Annotated in this window: 14 protein-coding genes; 12 read left to right on the forward strand and 2 right to left on the reverse strand. The window is 65.0% G+C overall.

The features are described from left to right. The first annotated feature begins 38 nt into the window (after window positions 1-38). The 4 genes from ACQ4OD_RS12670 to ACQ4OD_RS12685 all read left to right on the forward strand — a co-directional run bounded on the left by ACQ4OD_RS12670 (window position 39) and on the right by ACQ4OD_RS12685 (window position 4,597). A complete protein-coding gene (locus ACQ4OD_RS12670) occupies window positions 39-674 on the forward strand; it encodes an RluA family pseudouridine synthase (protein ID WP_046854572.1) in 636 nt (211 codons plus the stop codon). Window positions 675-783: 109 nt separating this feature from the next. Further along, window positions 784-2,073: a M18 family aminopeptidase gene (locus tag ACQ4OD_RS12675; protein WP_198754020.1), complete on the forward strand. Its 1,290-nt coding sequence runs from the start codon at window positions 784-786 to the stop codon at window positions 2,071-2,073. Between the two features lie 152 nt (window positions 2,074-2,225). Next, entirely contained in the window at window positions 2,226-2,396 is a 171-nt protein-coding gene (locus ACQ4OD_RS12680; protein WP_167388396.1) for a hypothetical protein, read from the forward strand. A gap of 44 nt (window positions 2,397-2,440) precedes the next feature. Continuing rightward, the gene (locus tag ACQ4OD_RS12685; RefSeq protein WP_430944385.1) at window positions 2,441-4,597 is read left to right on the forward strand and encodes a mechanosensitive ion channel domain-containing protein; all 2,157 of its coding nucleotides are present in this window, start codon (window positions 2,441-2,443) and stop codon (window positions 4,595-4,597) included. 117 nt (window positions 4,598-4,714) lie between these two features. Here the strand turns inward: ACQ4OD_RS12685 and ACQ4OD_RS12690 are convergent, their stop codons facing one another. Further along, entirely contained in the window at window positions 4,715-5,428 is a 714-nt protein-coding gene (locus tag ACQ4OD_RS12690; RefSeq protein ID WP_102683661.1) for a UTRA domain-containing protein, read from the reverse strand. Window positions 5,429-5,764: 336 nt separating this feature from the next. Here ACQ4OD_RS12690 and ACQ4OD_RS12695 point away from each other — a divergent pair, with 336 nt between their 5' ends. From ACQ4OD_RS12695 to sugE, 8 genes are all read left to right on the forward strand, one after another. Then, window positions 5,765-6,823, forward strand: a complete 1,059-nt coding sequence (locus ACQ4OD_RS12695) for an ABC transporter substrate-binding protein (protein WP_198754019.1) — start codon at window positions 5,765-5,767, stop codon at window positions 6,821-6,823. Window positions 6,824-6,960: 137 nt separating this feature from the next. Then, complete coding sequence (locus ACQ4OD_RS12700) at window positions 6,961-7,767, forward strand: alkaline phosphatase family protein (RefSeq protein ID WP_139673496.1); 807 nt, start codon at window positions 6,961-6,963, stop codon at window positions 7,765-7,767. Beyond that, a complete protein-coding gene (locus ACQ4OD_RS12705; RefSeq protein ID WP_430944386.1) occupies window positions 7,764-8,603 on the forward strand; it encodes an ABC transporter permease in 840 nt (279 codons plus the stop codon). The genes ACQ4OD_RS12700 and ACQ4OD_RS12705 overlap by 4 nt, the downstream gene beginning before the upstream one ends. Then, the gene (locus ACQ4OD_RS12710) at window positions 8,593-9,387 is read left to right on the forward strand and encodes an ABC transporter permease (protein WP_102683658.1); all 795 of its coding nucleotides are present in this window, start codon (window positions 8,593-8,595) and stop codon (window positions 9,385-9,387) included. The genes ACQ4OD_RS12705 and ACQ4OD_RS12710 overlap by 11 nt, the downstream gene beginning before the upstream one ends. A 1-nt stretch (window position 9,388) precedes the next feature. Beyond that, a complete protein-coding gene (locus ACQ4OD_RS12715) occupies window positions 9,389-10,378 on the forward strand; it encodes an ABC transporter ATP-binding protein (protein WP_139673499.1) in 990 nt (329 codons plus the stop codon). A gap of 13 nt (window positions 10,379-10,391) precedes the next feature. Continuing rightward, window positions 10,392-11,045 carry an HAD family hydrolase gene (locus ACQ4OD_RS12720; protein ID WP_139673503.1) on the forward strand — a complete coding sequence of 218 codons (654 nt, stop codon included), beginning with the start codon at window positions 10,392-10,394 and terminating at the stop codon, window positions 11,043-11,045. Between the two features lie 42 nt (window positions 11,046-11,087). Further along, a complete protein-coding gene (locus ACQ4OD_RS12725; RefSeq protein ID WP_102683655.1) occupies window positions 11,088-12,053 on the forward strand; it encodes a bile acid:sodium symporter family protein in 966 nt (321 codons plus the stop codon). 237 nt (window positions 12,054-12,290) lie between these two features. After that, window positions 12,291-12,608 (forward strand): quaternary ammonium compound efflux SMR transporter SugE, encoded by a 318-nt coding sequence (sugE, locus tag ACQ4OD_RS12730; protein WP_023631604.1) that lies wholly within the window; start codon window positions 12,291-12,293, stop codon window positions 12,606-12,608. 16 nt (window positions 12,609-12,624) lie between these two features. On the opposite strand, the gene ACQ4OD_RS12735 is transcribed toward sugE, so the two are convergent. Beyond that, a complete protein-coding gene (locus tag ACQ4OD_RS12735; protein ID WP_102683654.1) occupies window positions 12,625-14,499 on the reverse strand; it encodes an MFS transporter in 1,875 nt (624 codons plus the stop codon). Window positions 14,500-14,570: the final 71 nt, after the last annotated feature.

Here is a 14,570-nt window from a genome sequence, read left to right on the forward strand (position 1 = left end):
GGCCCCAGTGCTTTCCGCCATTTCACCGAGACCTAGCAATGCCGCTGTCGAACATCCAGATCCTTCACGAAGACGCCGCCGTCCTGGTGATCAACAAGCCGACCCTGCTGCTGTCGGTGCCGGGCCGCGCCGAGGACAACAAGGACTGCCTGATCACCCGCCTGCAGGAAAACGGCTACCCGGAAGCCCTGATCGTCCACCGCCTGGACTGGGAAACCTCGGGGATCATCCTGCTCGCCCGCGACGCCGACAGCCATCGTGAACTGTCACGCCAATTCCACGACCGCGAGACCGAAAAGGCCTATACCGCGCTGTGCTGGGGCCAGCCCGCGCTCGACAGCGGCAGCATCGACCTGCCCCTGCGTTACGACCCACCGACCAAGCCGCGCCACGTGGTCGACCATGAGCAGGGCAAGCATGCCCTGACCTTCTGGCGCATCGTCGAGCGCTGCGGCGATCACTGCCGGGTCGAACTGACGCCGATCACCGGGCGCTCGCACCAGCTGCGCGTGCACATGCTGTCGATCGGCCACCCGCTGCTCGGCGACCGGCTGTACGCCAACCCCGAGGCGCTGGCGGCCCATGAGCGGCTGTGCCTGCATGCCTCGATGCTGAGCTTTACCCATCCGGTGTCTGGCGAACGCCTGAAATTCGAGTGTCCGGCACCGTTCTGAGATACAGACCCGATCGCGGGGCAAGCCCGCTCCCACGCCTCGCGATAGGGCTGACACAATTTTTCGAGCATTTACGCTAAACTCGCGCCACTGCTGTCTGGAGTGACTTATGCGCGATGCCCTGAACGCCGGCCTGATCGAATTCCTCAAGGCCTCCCCGACGCCCTTCCACGCCACCGCCAGCCTCGCGCAGCGCCTCGAAGCTGCCGGCTACCATCGCCTGGACGAGCGCGACAGCTGGGCCCCCACGCCTGGCGGTCGCTACTACGTGACCCGTAACGATTCCTCGATCATCGCCATCAAGCTCGGCAAGCATTCGCCGCTGATCGGCGGTATCCGCATGGTCGGCGCCCACACCGACAGCCCATGCCTGCGGGTCAAGCCGCAGCCCGAACTGCAACGCCAGGGCTTCCTGCAACTGGGCGTCGAAGTCTATGGCGGCGCCCTGCTCGCCCCTTGGTTCGACCGCGACCTGTCGCTGGCCGGCCGGGTCACCTTCCGCCGTGACGGCAAGGTGGAAAGCCAGCTGATTGATTTCAAGCTGCCGATCGCGGTGATCCCCAACCTGGCGATCCATCTCAACCGCACCGCCAACGAAGGCTGGCAGATCAACCCGCAGACCGAGCTGCCACCGATCCTGGCACAGGTCGCCGGCGACGAGCGCATCGACTTCCGCGCCCTGCTCACCGAGCAGCTGGCCCGCGAGCATGACCTCAACGCCGACGTGGTGCTGGATTACGAGCTGAGCTTCTACGACACCCAGGACGCCGCGTTGATCGGCCTGAACGGCGACTTCATCGCCGCCGCCCGCCTGGACAACCTGCTGTCGTGCTACGCCGGCCTGCAGGCGCTGCTGAACGCCGAAGGCGACGAGACCTGCGTACTGGTGTGCAACGACCACGAGGAAGTCGGCTCCTGCTCGGCCTGCGGCGCCGACGGCCCGATGCTCGAACAGACCCTGCAACGCCTGCTGCCCGATGGCGACGACTATGTGCGCACCATCCAGCGCTCGCTGATGGTCTCGGCCGACAATGCCCACGGCGTGCACCCCAACTACGCCGACAAGCACGACGGCAACCACGGCCCCAAGCTCAACGCAGGCCCGGTGATCAAGGTCAACAACAACCAGCGCTACGCCACCAACAGCGAAACCGCCGGGTTCTTCCGCCACCTGTGCATGGCCGAGGAAGTACCGGTGCAGAGCTTTGTGGTGCGCAGCGACATGGGCTGCGGCTCGACCATCGGCCCGATCACCGCCAGCCACCTGGGCGTGCGCACGGTCGATATCGGCCTGCCGACCTTTGCCATGCACTCGATTCGCGAGCTGTGCGGCAGCCATGACCTGGCCCACCTGGTGAAGGTGCTCGGCGCCTTCTACCGCAGCCGCGAACTGCCCTGACGGCCAACCCGCTCCCACGCGACCCCGTGGGAGCGGCGGTGCGCCGATGCGACTTGCCGCGCGATCGGGTCACCGCCTGCCCCCGATCAATCCGCCTCGCTTGCAAAGCGCTATGCTTGATACATGGCCCCCAAAACAGAAGGATGCTGTCCATGTCATCGCCGTTCCTGTCCCTGTTCGTGCCGGTGTTCCTGTTCCTGATGCTGCTGACCATCGGTTTCAGCCTGCGCGAGCGCAATGTCGGCGTGCTGATGATGTGGATCGGCACCCTCGGCATTTTCGGCCTCACCTGCTGGAAGATCCTCGAGAAACTGCCGTCGTAAACCTCTACACTCGGGCAAACGTTTGACCTGAGGTAGATTTCCCGGTGCCAGCCCTCCTGCGTTGCATCACGCTGCTGTTCCTGTTGTTCGTCACGCCAGCGCACGCCGCTGGCCTGCCAGGCCTGCTCGGCTCCAGCACGCCCGCCCAGCCCGAAGCCAGCGAGCCCTTGGGCAAGTCCCTGGACGAGGTGATCAAGAACCTGGAAAACGACCAGCAACGCGCCAAGCTGCTGGCCGACCTGAAAAAGCTGCGCGATGCCACCCGGAAATCGCAACCCACTGTCGAACAGGGCGTGCTCGGCCTGATCGGCGGTGCCCTGCATGATTTCGAGAAACAGTTCAGCGGCGATGCCAGCCCGTTCAAGCGCTGGTCGCTGGAAATCGACCAGGCCCAGGACGAATTGGCCGCACTGGTGGTGCCGGTGCATCAATGGCCGGCGATCCTGTTCGGCTTCGCCGGGGTCATCCTGGTCTGGGGCCTGCTGGCCTATGCCTTCAACTGGATCGGCCACCGTGTGCGCCTGCGTTTCGGCCTGACCGAAGACCTGCCGCAGCACCCGCGGACCTGGGACCTGGTGCGCTTTGCCCTGCGCAAGCTGGGCCCATGGCTGGTGGCGCTGGTGTTCACCGTGTACCTGAGCTTCGCCCTGCCCTCCTCGCTGGGCAAGTCGATGGCCATGGTGCTGGCTTACGCGCTGGTGGTCGGCACCCTGTTCTCGGCGATCTGCGTGATTGCCTTCTCGCTGCTCGATGGCCCGCATCGCCACCGCGCCCTTCACATTCTGCGGCACCAGGCGTTCCGTCCGCTGTGGCTGATCGGCAGCTTCGCCGCGTTCGGCGAGGCGATGAGCGACCCACGCCTGACCACCGCGCTGGGCAGCCACCTGGCCCACGCCCTGGCCACCCTTGCCAATGTGATCGCCGCGCTATGCACCGGGCTGTTCATCCTGCGCTTCCGCCGCCCGATCGCCCACCTGATCCGCAACCAGCCCCTGTCCCGGCGCCTGACCCGGCGCACCCTGAGCGACACCATCGAACTGCTCGGCAGCTTCTGGTACATCCCGGCGCTGATCCTGGTGGCAATTTCGCTGTTCGCCACCTTCGTCTCCGCCGGCGACACCAGCACCGCCCTGCGCCAGTCGCTGATGTGCACGGTGCTGGTGGTGGTGTGCATGGTGCTCAATGGCCTGGTCCGTCGCCATGCCGCCAAGCCCAGGCGCGCCAACAAGCGCCAGGCGGTCTATACCGAACGCCTGCGCAACTTCGGCTATGTCCTGGTGCACCTGTTCATCTGGCTGCTGTTCATCGAACTGGGCCTGCGCGTCTGGGGCCACTCGATGATCAGCTTCGCCGAGGGTGACGGCCATGAAGTCAGCCTGCGCCTGCTGGGCCTGGCCGGCACGCTGATCGTCGCCTGGCTGGTGTGGATCCTCGCCGACACCGCCGTGCATCATGCCCTGGTGCATTCGCGGCGCGGGCTGGCCAACGCCCGTGCGCAGACCATGATGCCGCTGATCCGCAACGTGATGTTCGTGGTGATCGTCATCATTGCGGTGATCGTCGCCCTGGCCAACATGGGCATGAACGTCACCCCGCTGCTGGCCGGTGCCGGTGTCATCGGCCTGGCCATTGGTTTCGGCGCCCAGTCGCTGGTAGCCGACCTGATCACCGGCCTGTTCATCATCATCGAGGACTCGCTGGCCATCGACGACTACGTGGATGTCGGCGGCCACCTGGGCACGGTCGAGGGCCTGACCATCCGCACCGTGCGCCTGCGCGACATCGACGGCATCGTGCACACCATCCCGTTCAGCGAAATCAAGAGCATCAAGAACTACTCGCGCGAATTCGGCTACGCGATCTTCCGCGTGGCCATCCCGCACAGCATGAACATCGACCAGGCCATCACCCTGATTCGCGAGGTCGGGCAGAAACTGCGCAATGACCCGCTGATGCGCCGCAACATCTGGTCGCCGCTGGAGTTGCAGGGGGTGGAAAGCTTCGAGTCGGGATCGGCGATCCTGCGGGCGCGGTTCAAGACTGCGCCGATCAAGCAGTGGGAGGTGTCGCGGGCGTTCAACCTGGCGTTGAAGCGCCAGCTCGATGAAGCGGGGTTGGATCTGGCGACGCCACGGCTGTCGGTGCAGGTGGTGACGGCTGGGGGTGGTGCCATCCCTGAAGCCGGCGGAGCCGCCAGCTAGGGCCGCTTCGCGCCCCATCGCCGGCAAGCCGGCTCCCACAAGGATCACATGACCTTCAAGACTAACGCCAAACCTGTGGGAGCCGGCTTGCCGGCGATGGGCTGCACAGCAGCCCCCTTACCCCGCCTGAGCGCGGATGCGAATCGCATCATGGCGCCAGTACTCCAGGTCACAGTCGATCAGGTGCCCATGCTGGTCGCTGTTGACCCGGGTGATATGCAGCCCGGGGCTGCCAGCCGACACCTTCAAGGCAGCCGCCGCCTCCACCGGCAACGCCGTCGGCAGGATCTCGAAGCACACCTGCCCATAGTGAATCGCGTACTCCCGCGCATAGATCTCGGTCAGTGACCGGGCCAGGTCCAGCTCAAGGATTCCTGGGAAGTAGCGCGGGTTGAGATAGTGCTCGGCATACAGCACCGCCCGCCCGTCGATACGCCGCAACCGGCAGATCCGCACCACGCTGGACAGCGCCGGCAGCCGCAGGCGCGCGCAGATCGCCGCCGAAGCCGGCTGCAGGCGCGCCGACAGCAGCTGCGTACGCGGCTCGCGCCCCTGGTCTCGCACCATCGCATGGAAGTGGCTGCGCTCGATCAGGTCGTAGGTCAGACGCTCGGGCGCGACGAACCAGCCGCGCCGCTCTTCGCGGTAGATCAGGCCCATGGCCTCAAGCTGCACCAGGGCCTCGCGCAGCGTGATACGCGTGGTGTCGAACACCTCGCTGAGCCTGCGCTCGGCCGGCAGCTTGCCGCCGGGCGCCAGCAAGCCGTGTTCGATCTGCTCCTGCAGCGCGTGGCAGATGGCTGTTACCGCGCGCGGTGGCGTCGCTTGCATCAAAGGTTACCTATCTGGACTAGTCCAGCCCCGAAACGGGGCAGTTGGGGCGTAGTGCAAGCCTAGGCACGGCTGATGAACATCCTGTGACACAGGCGCCGCAGGGCACTTGCCAGATATGCCAGATCCGCGCCAGCCCACGCGAATCAAGGCTTTCGATCTGGTCTACGCTGTAGTTCCAGGGCCTTGGGCCTGCCACCCGCCCCCGCCCCTTACATCAAACTGTCACGCAACAGGCCTACCTTGGCGCAAGGTTTGCTGACCTAGACCAAGGGGTCGCAAGCACCGCTTCCGTTCATAACAACGAATGCAAGGCACCCACCAAAGGAGCTTCGGATGAAAAAGTTGTTCATGGCGTCACTGCTCGGTTCGGCCATCGCTTTTTGCACCTCGGCCATGGCCCAGGACCTCAAGGCCCTTGAAGACGCCGCCCGCAAGGAAGGCACGGTCAACAGCGTGGGCATGCCCGATGCCTGGGCCAACTGGAAAGGCACCTGGGAAGACCTGGCGAAAAAGTACGGCCTCAAGCACAGCGACACCGACATGAGCTCGGCCCAGGAAGTCGCCAAGTTCGATGCCGAGAAGGACAACGCCAGCGCCGATATCGGCGACGTCGGCGCGGCCTTCGGCCCGATCGCGGTCACCAAGGGCGTGACCCAGCCCTACAAGCCAAGCACCTGGGACCAGGTCCCGGCGTGGGCCAAGGACCAGGACGGCCACTGGGCGCTGGCCTACACCGGCACCATCGCCTTCATCATCAACAAGGACCTGGTGAAGAAAGAGGACCGCCCAAGCACCTGGCACGACCTGGAAAAGGGCAAGTACAAGGTCGCCATCGGTGACGTCGGCACCGCCGCCCAGGCCGCCAACGGCGTGCTTGCTGCCGCCATCGCCTACAAGGGCAGCGAAAGCAACATCGAGCCGGGCCTGCAGCTGTTCACCAAGCTGGCCCAGCAGAAGCGCCTGTCGCTGGCCAACCCGACCATCCAGACCCTGGAGAAAGGCGAAGTGGAAGTGGGCGTGGTGTGGGACTTCAACGGCCTGAGCTACCGCGAACAGATCGACCCGAAACGCTTCGAGGTGCTGATCCCCTCCGATGGCTCGGTCATCTCCGGCTACACCACCATCATCAACAAGTACGCCAAGCACCCGAACGCGGCCAAGTTGACCCGTGAATACATCTTCAGCGATGCCGGCCAGACCAACCTGGCCATCGGCCACGCCCGGCCGATCCGTGCCGAACACCTGAAGCTGCCGGCGGACGTACAGGCCAAGCTGCTGCCCAACGAGCAGTACAAGGCCGCCCAGCCAATCAAAGATGCTGCGGCCTGGGAAGCGACCTCCAAGGCCCTGCCACAGAAGTGGCAGGAGCAGGTGATCATCGAGATGGAATAAGGGGCAGATTCCCTTCTGCCTGAATCGGCCCTGTCGCCGGCAAGCCAGCTACCACAGGGTCAGCGCAAGACCTGTGGGAGCTGGCTTGCCAGCGATGAGGGCGACGCGCTACCGACTGATACCCCTGCGGAGCCACCATGCAACACAACGTCATCCTGGTCCTGCTCGACGGCCTCAACCACCAGGTCGCCCACCACGCCATGGGCCACCTGCACGCCTATGTCGAGGCCGACCGCGCCGCGCTGTACCGCGTGGAGTGCGAGCTGCCGTCGCTGTCGCGACCACTGTACGAATGCATTCTCACCGGTGTGCCGCCGATCGACAGCGGCATCGTGCATAACAACATCAACCGTCTGTCCAACCAGCGCAGCGTGTTCCACTACGCCCGCGAGGCCGGCCTGGGCACCGCGGCGGCGGCCTACCACTGGATGAGCGAGCTGTACAACCGCTCGCCGTTCGACCCGCTGCGCGACCGCCACACCCATGCCCCCAAGCTGCCGATCCAGCACGGCCTGTTCTACTACGCCGACCACTACCCCGATTCGCACCTGCTGGCCGACGCCGAATACCTGCGCCGCCGCCATGCGCCGAATTTCCTCCTGGTACACCCGATGAACATCGACGACGCCGGCCACCGCCACGGCCTGGACAGCAGCCAGTACCGCAACGCCGCGCGCAGCGCCGACATCCTGCTGGCCGACTACCTGCCGCGCTGGCTCGAGGAGGGCCACCAGGTGCTGGTCACCGCCGACCACGGCATGAACAACGACCGCTCGCACAACGGCCTGCTCGCCGAGGAGCGTGAAGTGCCGCTGTTCGTGTTCGGCGAAGCCTTCAGCCTCGACCCTGCGGCCAAGCCGCTGCAGACCGAGCTCTGCGGCACGATCTGCGAACTGCTCGGCGCCGCCCACGACAAACCGGTCTGCCGGGAGCTGCTCAAGTGAATGCAAGCCATCGCGGCCGCTACCTGGCCCTGCTCTGCCTGCTGCCGTTCGCCGTGTTCTTCATCATTTTCCAGATCGCACCGCTGGCCTGGGTCGCCATCAACAGCCTGCAAAGCGAGAGTGGCTGGGGCCTGGCCAACTTCAGCAAGATCTTCGCCTCGAAGTTCTACCTGCAGGCGTTGCAACGCAGCCTGGAGATCAGCTTCTGGTCGAGCCTGTTCGGCATCGTCATCGCCACGTTGGGCGCCTATTCGCTGCGCCAGGTCGACTCGAAACTGCGCGACTTCGTCAGCGCCTTTGCCAACATGACCAGCAACTTCGCCGGCGTGCCCCTGGCGTTCGCCTTCATCATCCTGCTCGGTTTCAATGGCGCGCTCACCCTGCTGCTCAAGCAGGTGGGGCTGCTCGGCGACTTCAGCATCTACTCCAAGACCGGCCTGATCCTGGTCTACACCTACTTCCAGATCCCCTTGGGCGTGTTGCTGCTCTACCCCGCCTTCGACGCCCTGCGCGAAGACTGGCGTGAGTCCGCCGCGCTGCTGGGCGCCAGCCACTGGCAGTTCTGGCGGCACATCGGCCTGCCCGTGCTTACCCCGGCGCTGCTCGGCACCTTCGTCATCCTGCTGGCCAACGCCCTGGGCGCCTACGCCACCGTCTACGCCCTGACCACCGGCAACTTCAACGTGCTGCCGATCCGTATCGCCGGCCTTGTGGCCGGCGACATCAGCCTCGACCCGAACCTGGCCAGCGCCCTGGCGATGGTGCTGGTGGGGCTGATGACCGTGGTCACGGTGGCCCATCAATGGCTGCTCAAGAGGAGCTACCATGCGCGCTGAAAACAAAGCCGGCGGGCTCTACCACCGCGTGGTGGTCTACCTGCTGTTCCTCATCCTGCTGCTGCCACTGGCCGGCACCCTGCTTTATTCGCTGGCCACCAGTTGGTCGGCCACCCTGCTGCCCAGCGGGCTGACCTTCAAGTGGTATGTGGCGCTGTGGAGCGAACCGCGCTTTCTCGCAGCCTTCGGCCAGTCGCTGCTGGTGTGCGTGGGCGCGCTGGTGCTGTCGGTAGTGCTGATCCTGCCGCTATTGTTCGTGGTGCACTACCACTTCCCCAAGCTCGACGCCTTGATGAACGTGCTGATCCTGCTGCCGTTCGCGGTGCCGCCCGTGGTGTCTGCGGTGGGCTTGCTGCAACTCTACGGCAGCGGACCGATGGCCATGGTCGGCACGCCGTGGATCCTGATCGGCTGCTACTTCACCATCGCCCTGCCGTTCATGTATCGAGCCATCACCAACAACCTGCAGGCCATCAACCTGCGCGACCTGATGGACGCCGCCCAACTGCTCGGCGCCAGCACCTGGCAGGCGGCGTTCCTGGTGGTACTGCCGAACCTGCGCAAAGGCCTGATGGTGGCGCTGCTGCTGTCGTTCTCGTTCCTGTTCGGCGAGTTCGTGTTCGCCAACCTGCTGGTAGGCACCCGCTACGAGACCCTGCAGGTATACCTGAACAACATGCGCAACAGCAGCGGCCACTTCAACAGCGCCCTGGTAATCTCCTACTTCGCCTTCGTGCTGGTGCTGACCTGGGTCGCCAACCGCCTGAACAAGGACAAGACCTGACATGAGCTTCGTCAGCGTACAGAAACTGCAAAAGAGCTACGCCGGCAGCCCGGTGTTCGAAAACATCGACTGCCAGATCGAACGCGGCGAGTTCGTCACCCTGCTCGGCCCCTCCGGCTGCGGCAAGTCCACCCTGCTGCGCTGCATCGCCGGGCTGACCCCGGTGGATAGCGGGCGGATCCTGCTCGACGGCCAGGACATCGTGCCGTTGAGCCCGCAGAAGCGCGGCATCGGCATGGTGTTCCAGAGCTACGCGCTGTTTCCCAACATGACCGTGGAACAGAACATCGCCTTTGGCTTGCGCATGCAGAAGGTCAAGGCCGACGAAAGCCAGGCACGGGTACGCGAGGTACTCGACCTGGTCGAGCTCGGCAGCTTCGCCACGCGCTACCCGCACCAGCTGTCCGGCGGCCAGTGCCAGCGCGTGGCCCTGGCCCGCTCGCTGGTCACCCGCCCGCGCCTGCTGCTGCTCGACGAGCCACTGTCGGCGCTGGACGCGCGTATCCGCAAGCACTTGCGCGAACAGATCCGCGCCATCCAGCGCGAGCTGGGGCTTACCACCATCTTCGTCACCCACGACCAGGAAGAAGCCCTGACCATGTCGGACCGCATCGTCCTGATGAACCAGGGACGCATCGTCCAGAGCGGCGATGCCGAAACTCTCTACACCGCGCCCGTGGACCTGTTCGCCGCCGGCTTTATCGGCAACTACAACCTGCTCGACGCCGACAGCGCCAGCCGCCTGCTGCAACGCCCGGTGGCCGCGCGCCTGGCGATCCGCCCAGAGTCGATCACCCTGAGCCTGAACGGCGAGCTGGATGGCGAGATCCGCAGCCACAGCCTGCTGGGCAACGTGATCCGCTACCGCGTCCAGGTGCGCGGCGTTGAACTGGTGGTGGACGTACTCAATCGTTGCGCCAGCGATCTGCACGCGGACGGACAACGGGTATCCTTGTCGATCGACCCCACGGCGCTACGGGAAGTGGCCTAAGGAGATTCAACGCATGGCACTGGCAATTTTCGATCTGGACGAAACCCTCATCCACGGCGACTGCGCGTCGTTGTGGAGCGAGCAGATGGCCCGGCTGGGCTGGGTCGATGGCAAGAGTTTCCTCAAGCGCGACCATGAACTGATGGAAGCCTACGGCAAAGGCCACCTGCAGATGGAGGACTACATGGCCTTCAGCCTGGAGCCGATCGCCGGGCGCACCCTGGAAGAAGTGGAGCACCTGGTCGAGCCTTGGGTAGAGGATGTGATCGAGCCGATCATCTACGGCGACGCCTGCCGCTGCATCGCCGAGCACCGCCAGCGTGGCGACCGGATTCTGATCATTTCGGCCAGCGGCACCCACCTCGTCGGCCCGATCGCGGCGCGCCTGGGGGTGGACGAATACCTCGCCATCGAGCTGGAAGCGGTCAACGGCGTATTCACCGGCAAGACCCACGGCGTGCTCACCTACCGCGAGGGCAAGATCGTCCGCCTGCTGGAGTGGCTCGACCAGGAACAGGAAAACCTCGAAGGCGCGAGCTTCTATTCCGACTCGCGCAACGACCTGCCGCTGCTGCTGAAGGTGGATCACCCCTACGTGGTGAACCCGGACCCGGTGCTGCGCGAGCACGCGCAAACCAACGGCTGGCCCATTCTGAGCTGGTCTTGAGTATGATCGGGGGCACCTGAACAGAACAACAAGGATTGCCCCATGCGTGCCCTCGCCGCCCTCAGCCGCTTCGTCGGCAACACCTTCGCCCTGTGGGTGCTGGTGTTCGCCTGCCTGGCCTTCCTTCAGCCGCAGTGGTTCATCGCTCTCAAGGTCGCCATCGTGCCGCTGCTGGGCCTGGTGATGTTCGGCATGGGCCTGACCCTCAAGCTCGACGACTTCGCCGCCGTTGCCCGCCAGCCATGGCGGGTGGCGTTGGGGGTAGTGGCGCATTTCGTGATCATGCCCGGGGTGGCCTGGCTGCTGTGCCAGCTGTTCCAGCTGCCGCCGGAAATCGCCGTGGGCGTGATCCTGGTAGGCTGCTGCCCGAGCGGCACGGCGTCGAACGTCATGGTGTGGCTGTCCAGGGGCGATCTGGCACTGGCAGTGGCGATCGCCGCGGTGACCACCCTGCTCGCCCCGCTGCTTACCCCGGCGCTGATCTGGTTCCTCGCCTCGGCGTGGCTGCCGGTCTCGTTCATGGACATGTTCTGGTCGATCCTGCAGTTGGTGATGCTGCCGATCGTGCTCGGCGTGCTCGCCCAGCGCCTGCTCGGCGCCCGCGTGCAGCTGGCGGTGCAGGTGCTGCCGCTGGTGTCGGTGGTAAGCATCGTGATGATCGTCTGCGCGGTGGTGGCGGTCAGCCAGGCGAAGATCGCCGAATCGGGGCTGCTGATCATGGCGGTGGTAGTGCTGCACAACAGCTTCGGCTTCCTGCTGGGCTACCTGACCGGCAAGCTGTGCAAGCTGCCGCTGGCCCAGCGCAAGGCGCTGGCGCTGGAGGTGGGCATGCAGAATTCCGGGTTGGGCGCGGCCCTGGCGTCGGCGCACTTTTCGCCCCTGGCCGCGGTGCCCAGTGCGCTGTTCAGCGTGTGGCACAACATCTCCGGGGCTTTGCTGTCGACGTGGTTCAGGCGAATGGAGGAGCCTGAGCCCGAGGTAGAGAACATCGTATCTGCCAGAAATTGATGTTGCCTGCCCCGGACTCATCGCCGGCAAGCCGGCTCCCACACCGACCGCATGAAGCCAGCCATGCGCTAACCCTGTGGGAGCCGGCTTGCCGGCGATGAGGCAACCACCGATCCTTGAAACTTGCCCCAGCTTCGGCAAATGGGCACTATAGTGCGCACTGTGAGGACGGCCTCACGACGCTGTGCGTGAACATACCGGGGACGGCCCCATCTTTGATAACGATGGAGAATCACCATGTCCTGGATCATCCTGTTCTTCGCCGGCCTGTTCGAAGTTGGCTGGGCTGTCGGCCTCAAGTACACCGACGGCTTCACCCGCCCCCTGCCCACCGTTCTGACGGTCGGCGCCATGGTCATCAGCCTCGGCCTGCTGGGCCTTGCCATGAAGGAGCTGCCGCTGGGCACCGCCTATGCCATCTGGACCGGCGTCGGCGCGGTCGGCACGGTGATCGCCGGGATCATCCTGTTCGGTGAATCCATGGCGCTGATCCGCCTGGCCAGTGTCGCCCTGATCATCACCGGCCTGGTCGGCCTGAAGGTCAGCGCCAGCTGACCTCCCTCCTTTTCCCTTAGCGCATGTCGCCGCGCAGCAGGCTCACCTGCTCGCGCAGCACTTCAGGCTGCGCCGCCTCCACCGGGATGGCGGCGCCGGCCACCAGGGTCACCCGCGACCACAGGCGCTTGAAGAAGCCCTTGTTCGGGTCACGGCTGAAGAAGCTACCCCACAACCCCTGCAACGCCAACGGGATCACCGGCACTGGCGTCTCCTGCAGGATGCGGTTCACTCCACCCTTGAACACATCGATCTCACCGTCCGAACTCAGCTTGCCTTCGGGGAAGATGCACACCAGCTCGCCGTCGGCCAGGTACTGGGCGATACGGGCAAAGGCACGCTCGTAGGTGGCCTCGTCCTCGCCACGCCCGGCGATGGGGATGGCACCGGCGGTGCGGAACACGAAGTTGAGCACCGGCAGGTTGTAGATCTTGTAGTACATGACAAACCGGATCGGCCGGCGGATGGCGCCGCCGATCAGCAGTGCATCGACGAACGACACGTGGTTGCACACCAGCAGCGCCGCGCCTTCGTCGGGAATGCGCTGCAGCTCGCGGTGCTCGACCCGGTACATCGAGTGGCTGAGCAGCCAGATCAGGAAGCGCATGGTGAATTCGGGCACGATGCGGAAGATGTAGGCATTGACCGCGATGTTGAGCAGCGACACCACCAGGAACAGCTGCGGGATGCTCAGCTTGGCCAGGCTCAGCAGGACGATGGTGATGATCGCCGACACCACCATGAACAATGCGTTGAGGATGTTGTTGGCGGCAATCACCCGGGCCCGCTCGCCTTCCGGGGTGCGCGCCTGGATCAGCGCATACAGCGGCACGATGTAGAAGCCGCCGAAGATGCCCAGGCCGACGATCGACAGCATGATCCACCAGGCCTGGCTCATGCCCAGCAAGGTCAGCCAGTCATGGGGCGCGGCACCGACCGGGACATCCCCCGAATGCCACCACCAGAGCAGGCCGAACAGGGTCAGGCCGAACGAGCCAAACGGCACCAGGCCGATTTCCACCTTGCGCCCGCTGAGGCGCTCGCACAGCAGCGAACCGACGGCGATGCCTACCGAAAACAGGGTCAGCACCAGGGTGACCACGGTCTCGTCGCCGTGCAGCCAGTCCTTGGCGTAGGCCGGGATCTGCGTGAGATAGATCGCGCCGACGAACCAGAACCACGAGTTGCCGACGATCGAGCGCGATACCGCCGGGGTCTGGCCCAGGCCCAGGCGCAGAGTCAGCCATGACTGCTTGAAGATGTTCCAGTCCAGCTTCATCTGCGGCGCGGCGGCCGCCGCCCGCGGGATCCAGCGGCTGGCCAGGTAGCCCAGCACCGCGGTGCCCACCACGCCCGCAGCGGCCAACGTTGCGTACTGGCTGGAAGACATCAGCACGCCGGCACCGATGGTACCCGCCAGGATCGCCAGGAAGGTGCCCATCTCCACCAGGCCGTTGCCACCCACCAGTTCCTCTTCGCGCAGGGCCTGGGGCAGGATCGAGTACTTCACCGGGCCGAACAGCGCCGAGTGGGTGCCCATGGCGAACAGCGCCACCAGCATCAGCTCGAGGTGGTGCGTGACGAAACCAGTCGCGCCAATGGCCATGATGACGATCTCGGCCAGCTTGATCGCGCGGATCAGGCGGTCCTTGGCAAACTTCTCGCCGAACTGCCCGGCCAGTGCCGAGAACAGGAAGAACGGAAGGATGAACAGCAAGGCGCAGAGGTTGACCCAGATCGAGCGGTCGCCCTCCAGGCTCAGCTTGTAGAGGATCGCCAGGATCAATGACTGCTTGAACAGATTGTCGTTGAAGGCACCCAGCGACTGGGTGATGAAGAACGGCAGGAAGCGCCGCTTGCCGAGCAGGGTGAATTGCGAGGGGTGACTCATCGTCCGTGTACCTGGTTGGGCTTTGTCATTGGAGGCACGTTCAGCGCATAAAGCCACAAATCTGCACGGGA

The organism is Pseudomonas sp. WC1 (assembly GCF_050586565.1).
GTDB lineage: Bacteria > Pseudomonadota > Gammaproteobacteria > Pseudomonadales > Pseudomonadaceae > Aquipseudomonas.

Bases quoted from the DNA above. Each gene is read 5' to 3' on its own strand.
- ACQ4OD_RS12670 (WP_046854572.1), top strand. From the start codon at position 39: ATGCCGCTGTCGAACATCCAGATCCTTCACGAAGACGCCGCCGTCCTG.
- ACQ4OD_RS12695 (WP_198754019.1), top strand. From the start codon at position 5,765: ATGAAAAAGTTGTTCATGGCGTCACTGCTCGGTTCGGCCATCGCTTTT.
- ACQ4OD_RS12725 (WP_102683655.1), top strand. From the start codon at position 11,088: ATGCGTGCCCTCGCCGCCCTCAGCCGCTTCGTCGGCAACACCTTCGCC.
- ACQ4OD_RS12700 (WP_139673496.1), top strand. From the start codon at position 6,961: ATGCAACACAACGTCATCCTGGTCCTGCTCGACGGCCTCAACCACCAG.
- ACQ4OD_RS12710 (WP_102683658.1), top strand. From the start codon at position 8,593: ATGCGCGCTGAAAACAAAGCCGGCGGGCTCTACCACCGCGTGGTGGTC.
- ACQ4OD_RS12735 (WP_102683654.1), bottom strand. From the start codon at position 14,499: ATGAGTCACCCCTCGCAATTCACCCTGCTCGGCAAGCGGCGCTTCCTG.
- sugE (WP_023631604.1), top strand. From the start codon at position 12,291: ATGTCCTGGATCATCCTGTTCTTCGCCGGCCTGTTCGAAGTTGGCTGG.
- ACQ4OD_RS12715 (WP_139673499.1), top strand. From the start codon at position 9,389: ATGAGCTTCGTCAGCGTACAGAAACTGCAAAAGAGCTACGCCGGCAGC.
- ACQ4OD_RS12680 (WP_167388396.1), top strand. From the start codon at position 2,226: ATGTCATCGCCGTTCCTGTCCCTGTTCGTGCCGGTGTTCCTGTTCCTG.
- ACQ4OD_RS12675 (WP_198754020.1), top strand. From the start codon at position 784: ATGCGCGATGCCCTGAACGCCGGCCTGATCGAATTCCTCAAGGCCTCC.
- ACQ4OD_RS12720 (WP_139673503.1), top strand. From the start codon at position 10,392: ATGGCACTGGCAATTTTCGATCTGGACGAAACCCTCATCCACGGCGAC.
- ACQ4OD_RS12690 (WP_102683661.1), bottom strand. From the start codon at position 5,428: ATGCAAGCGACGCCACCGCGCGCGGTAACAGCCATCTGCCACGCGCTG.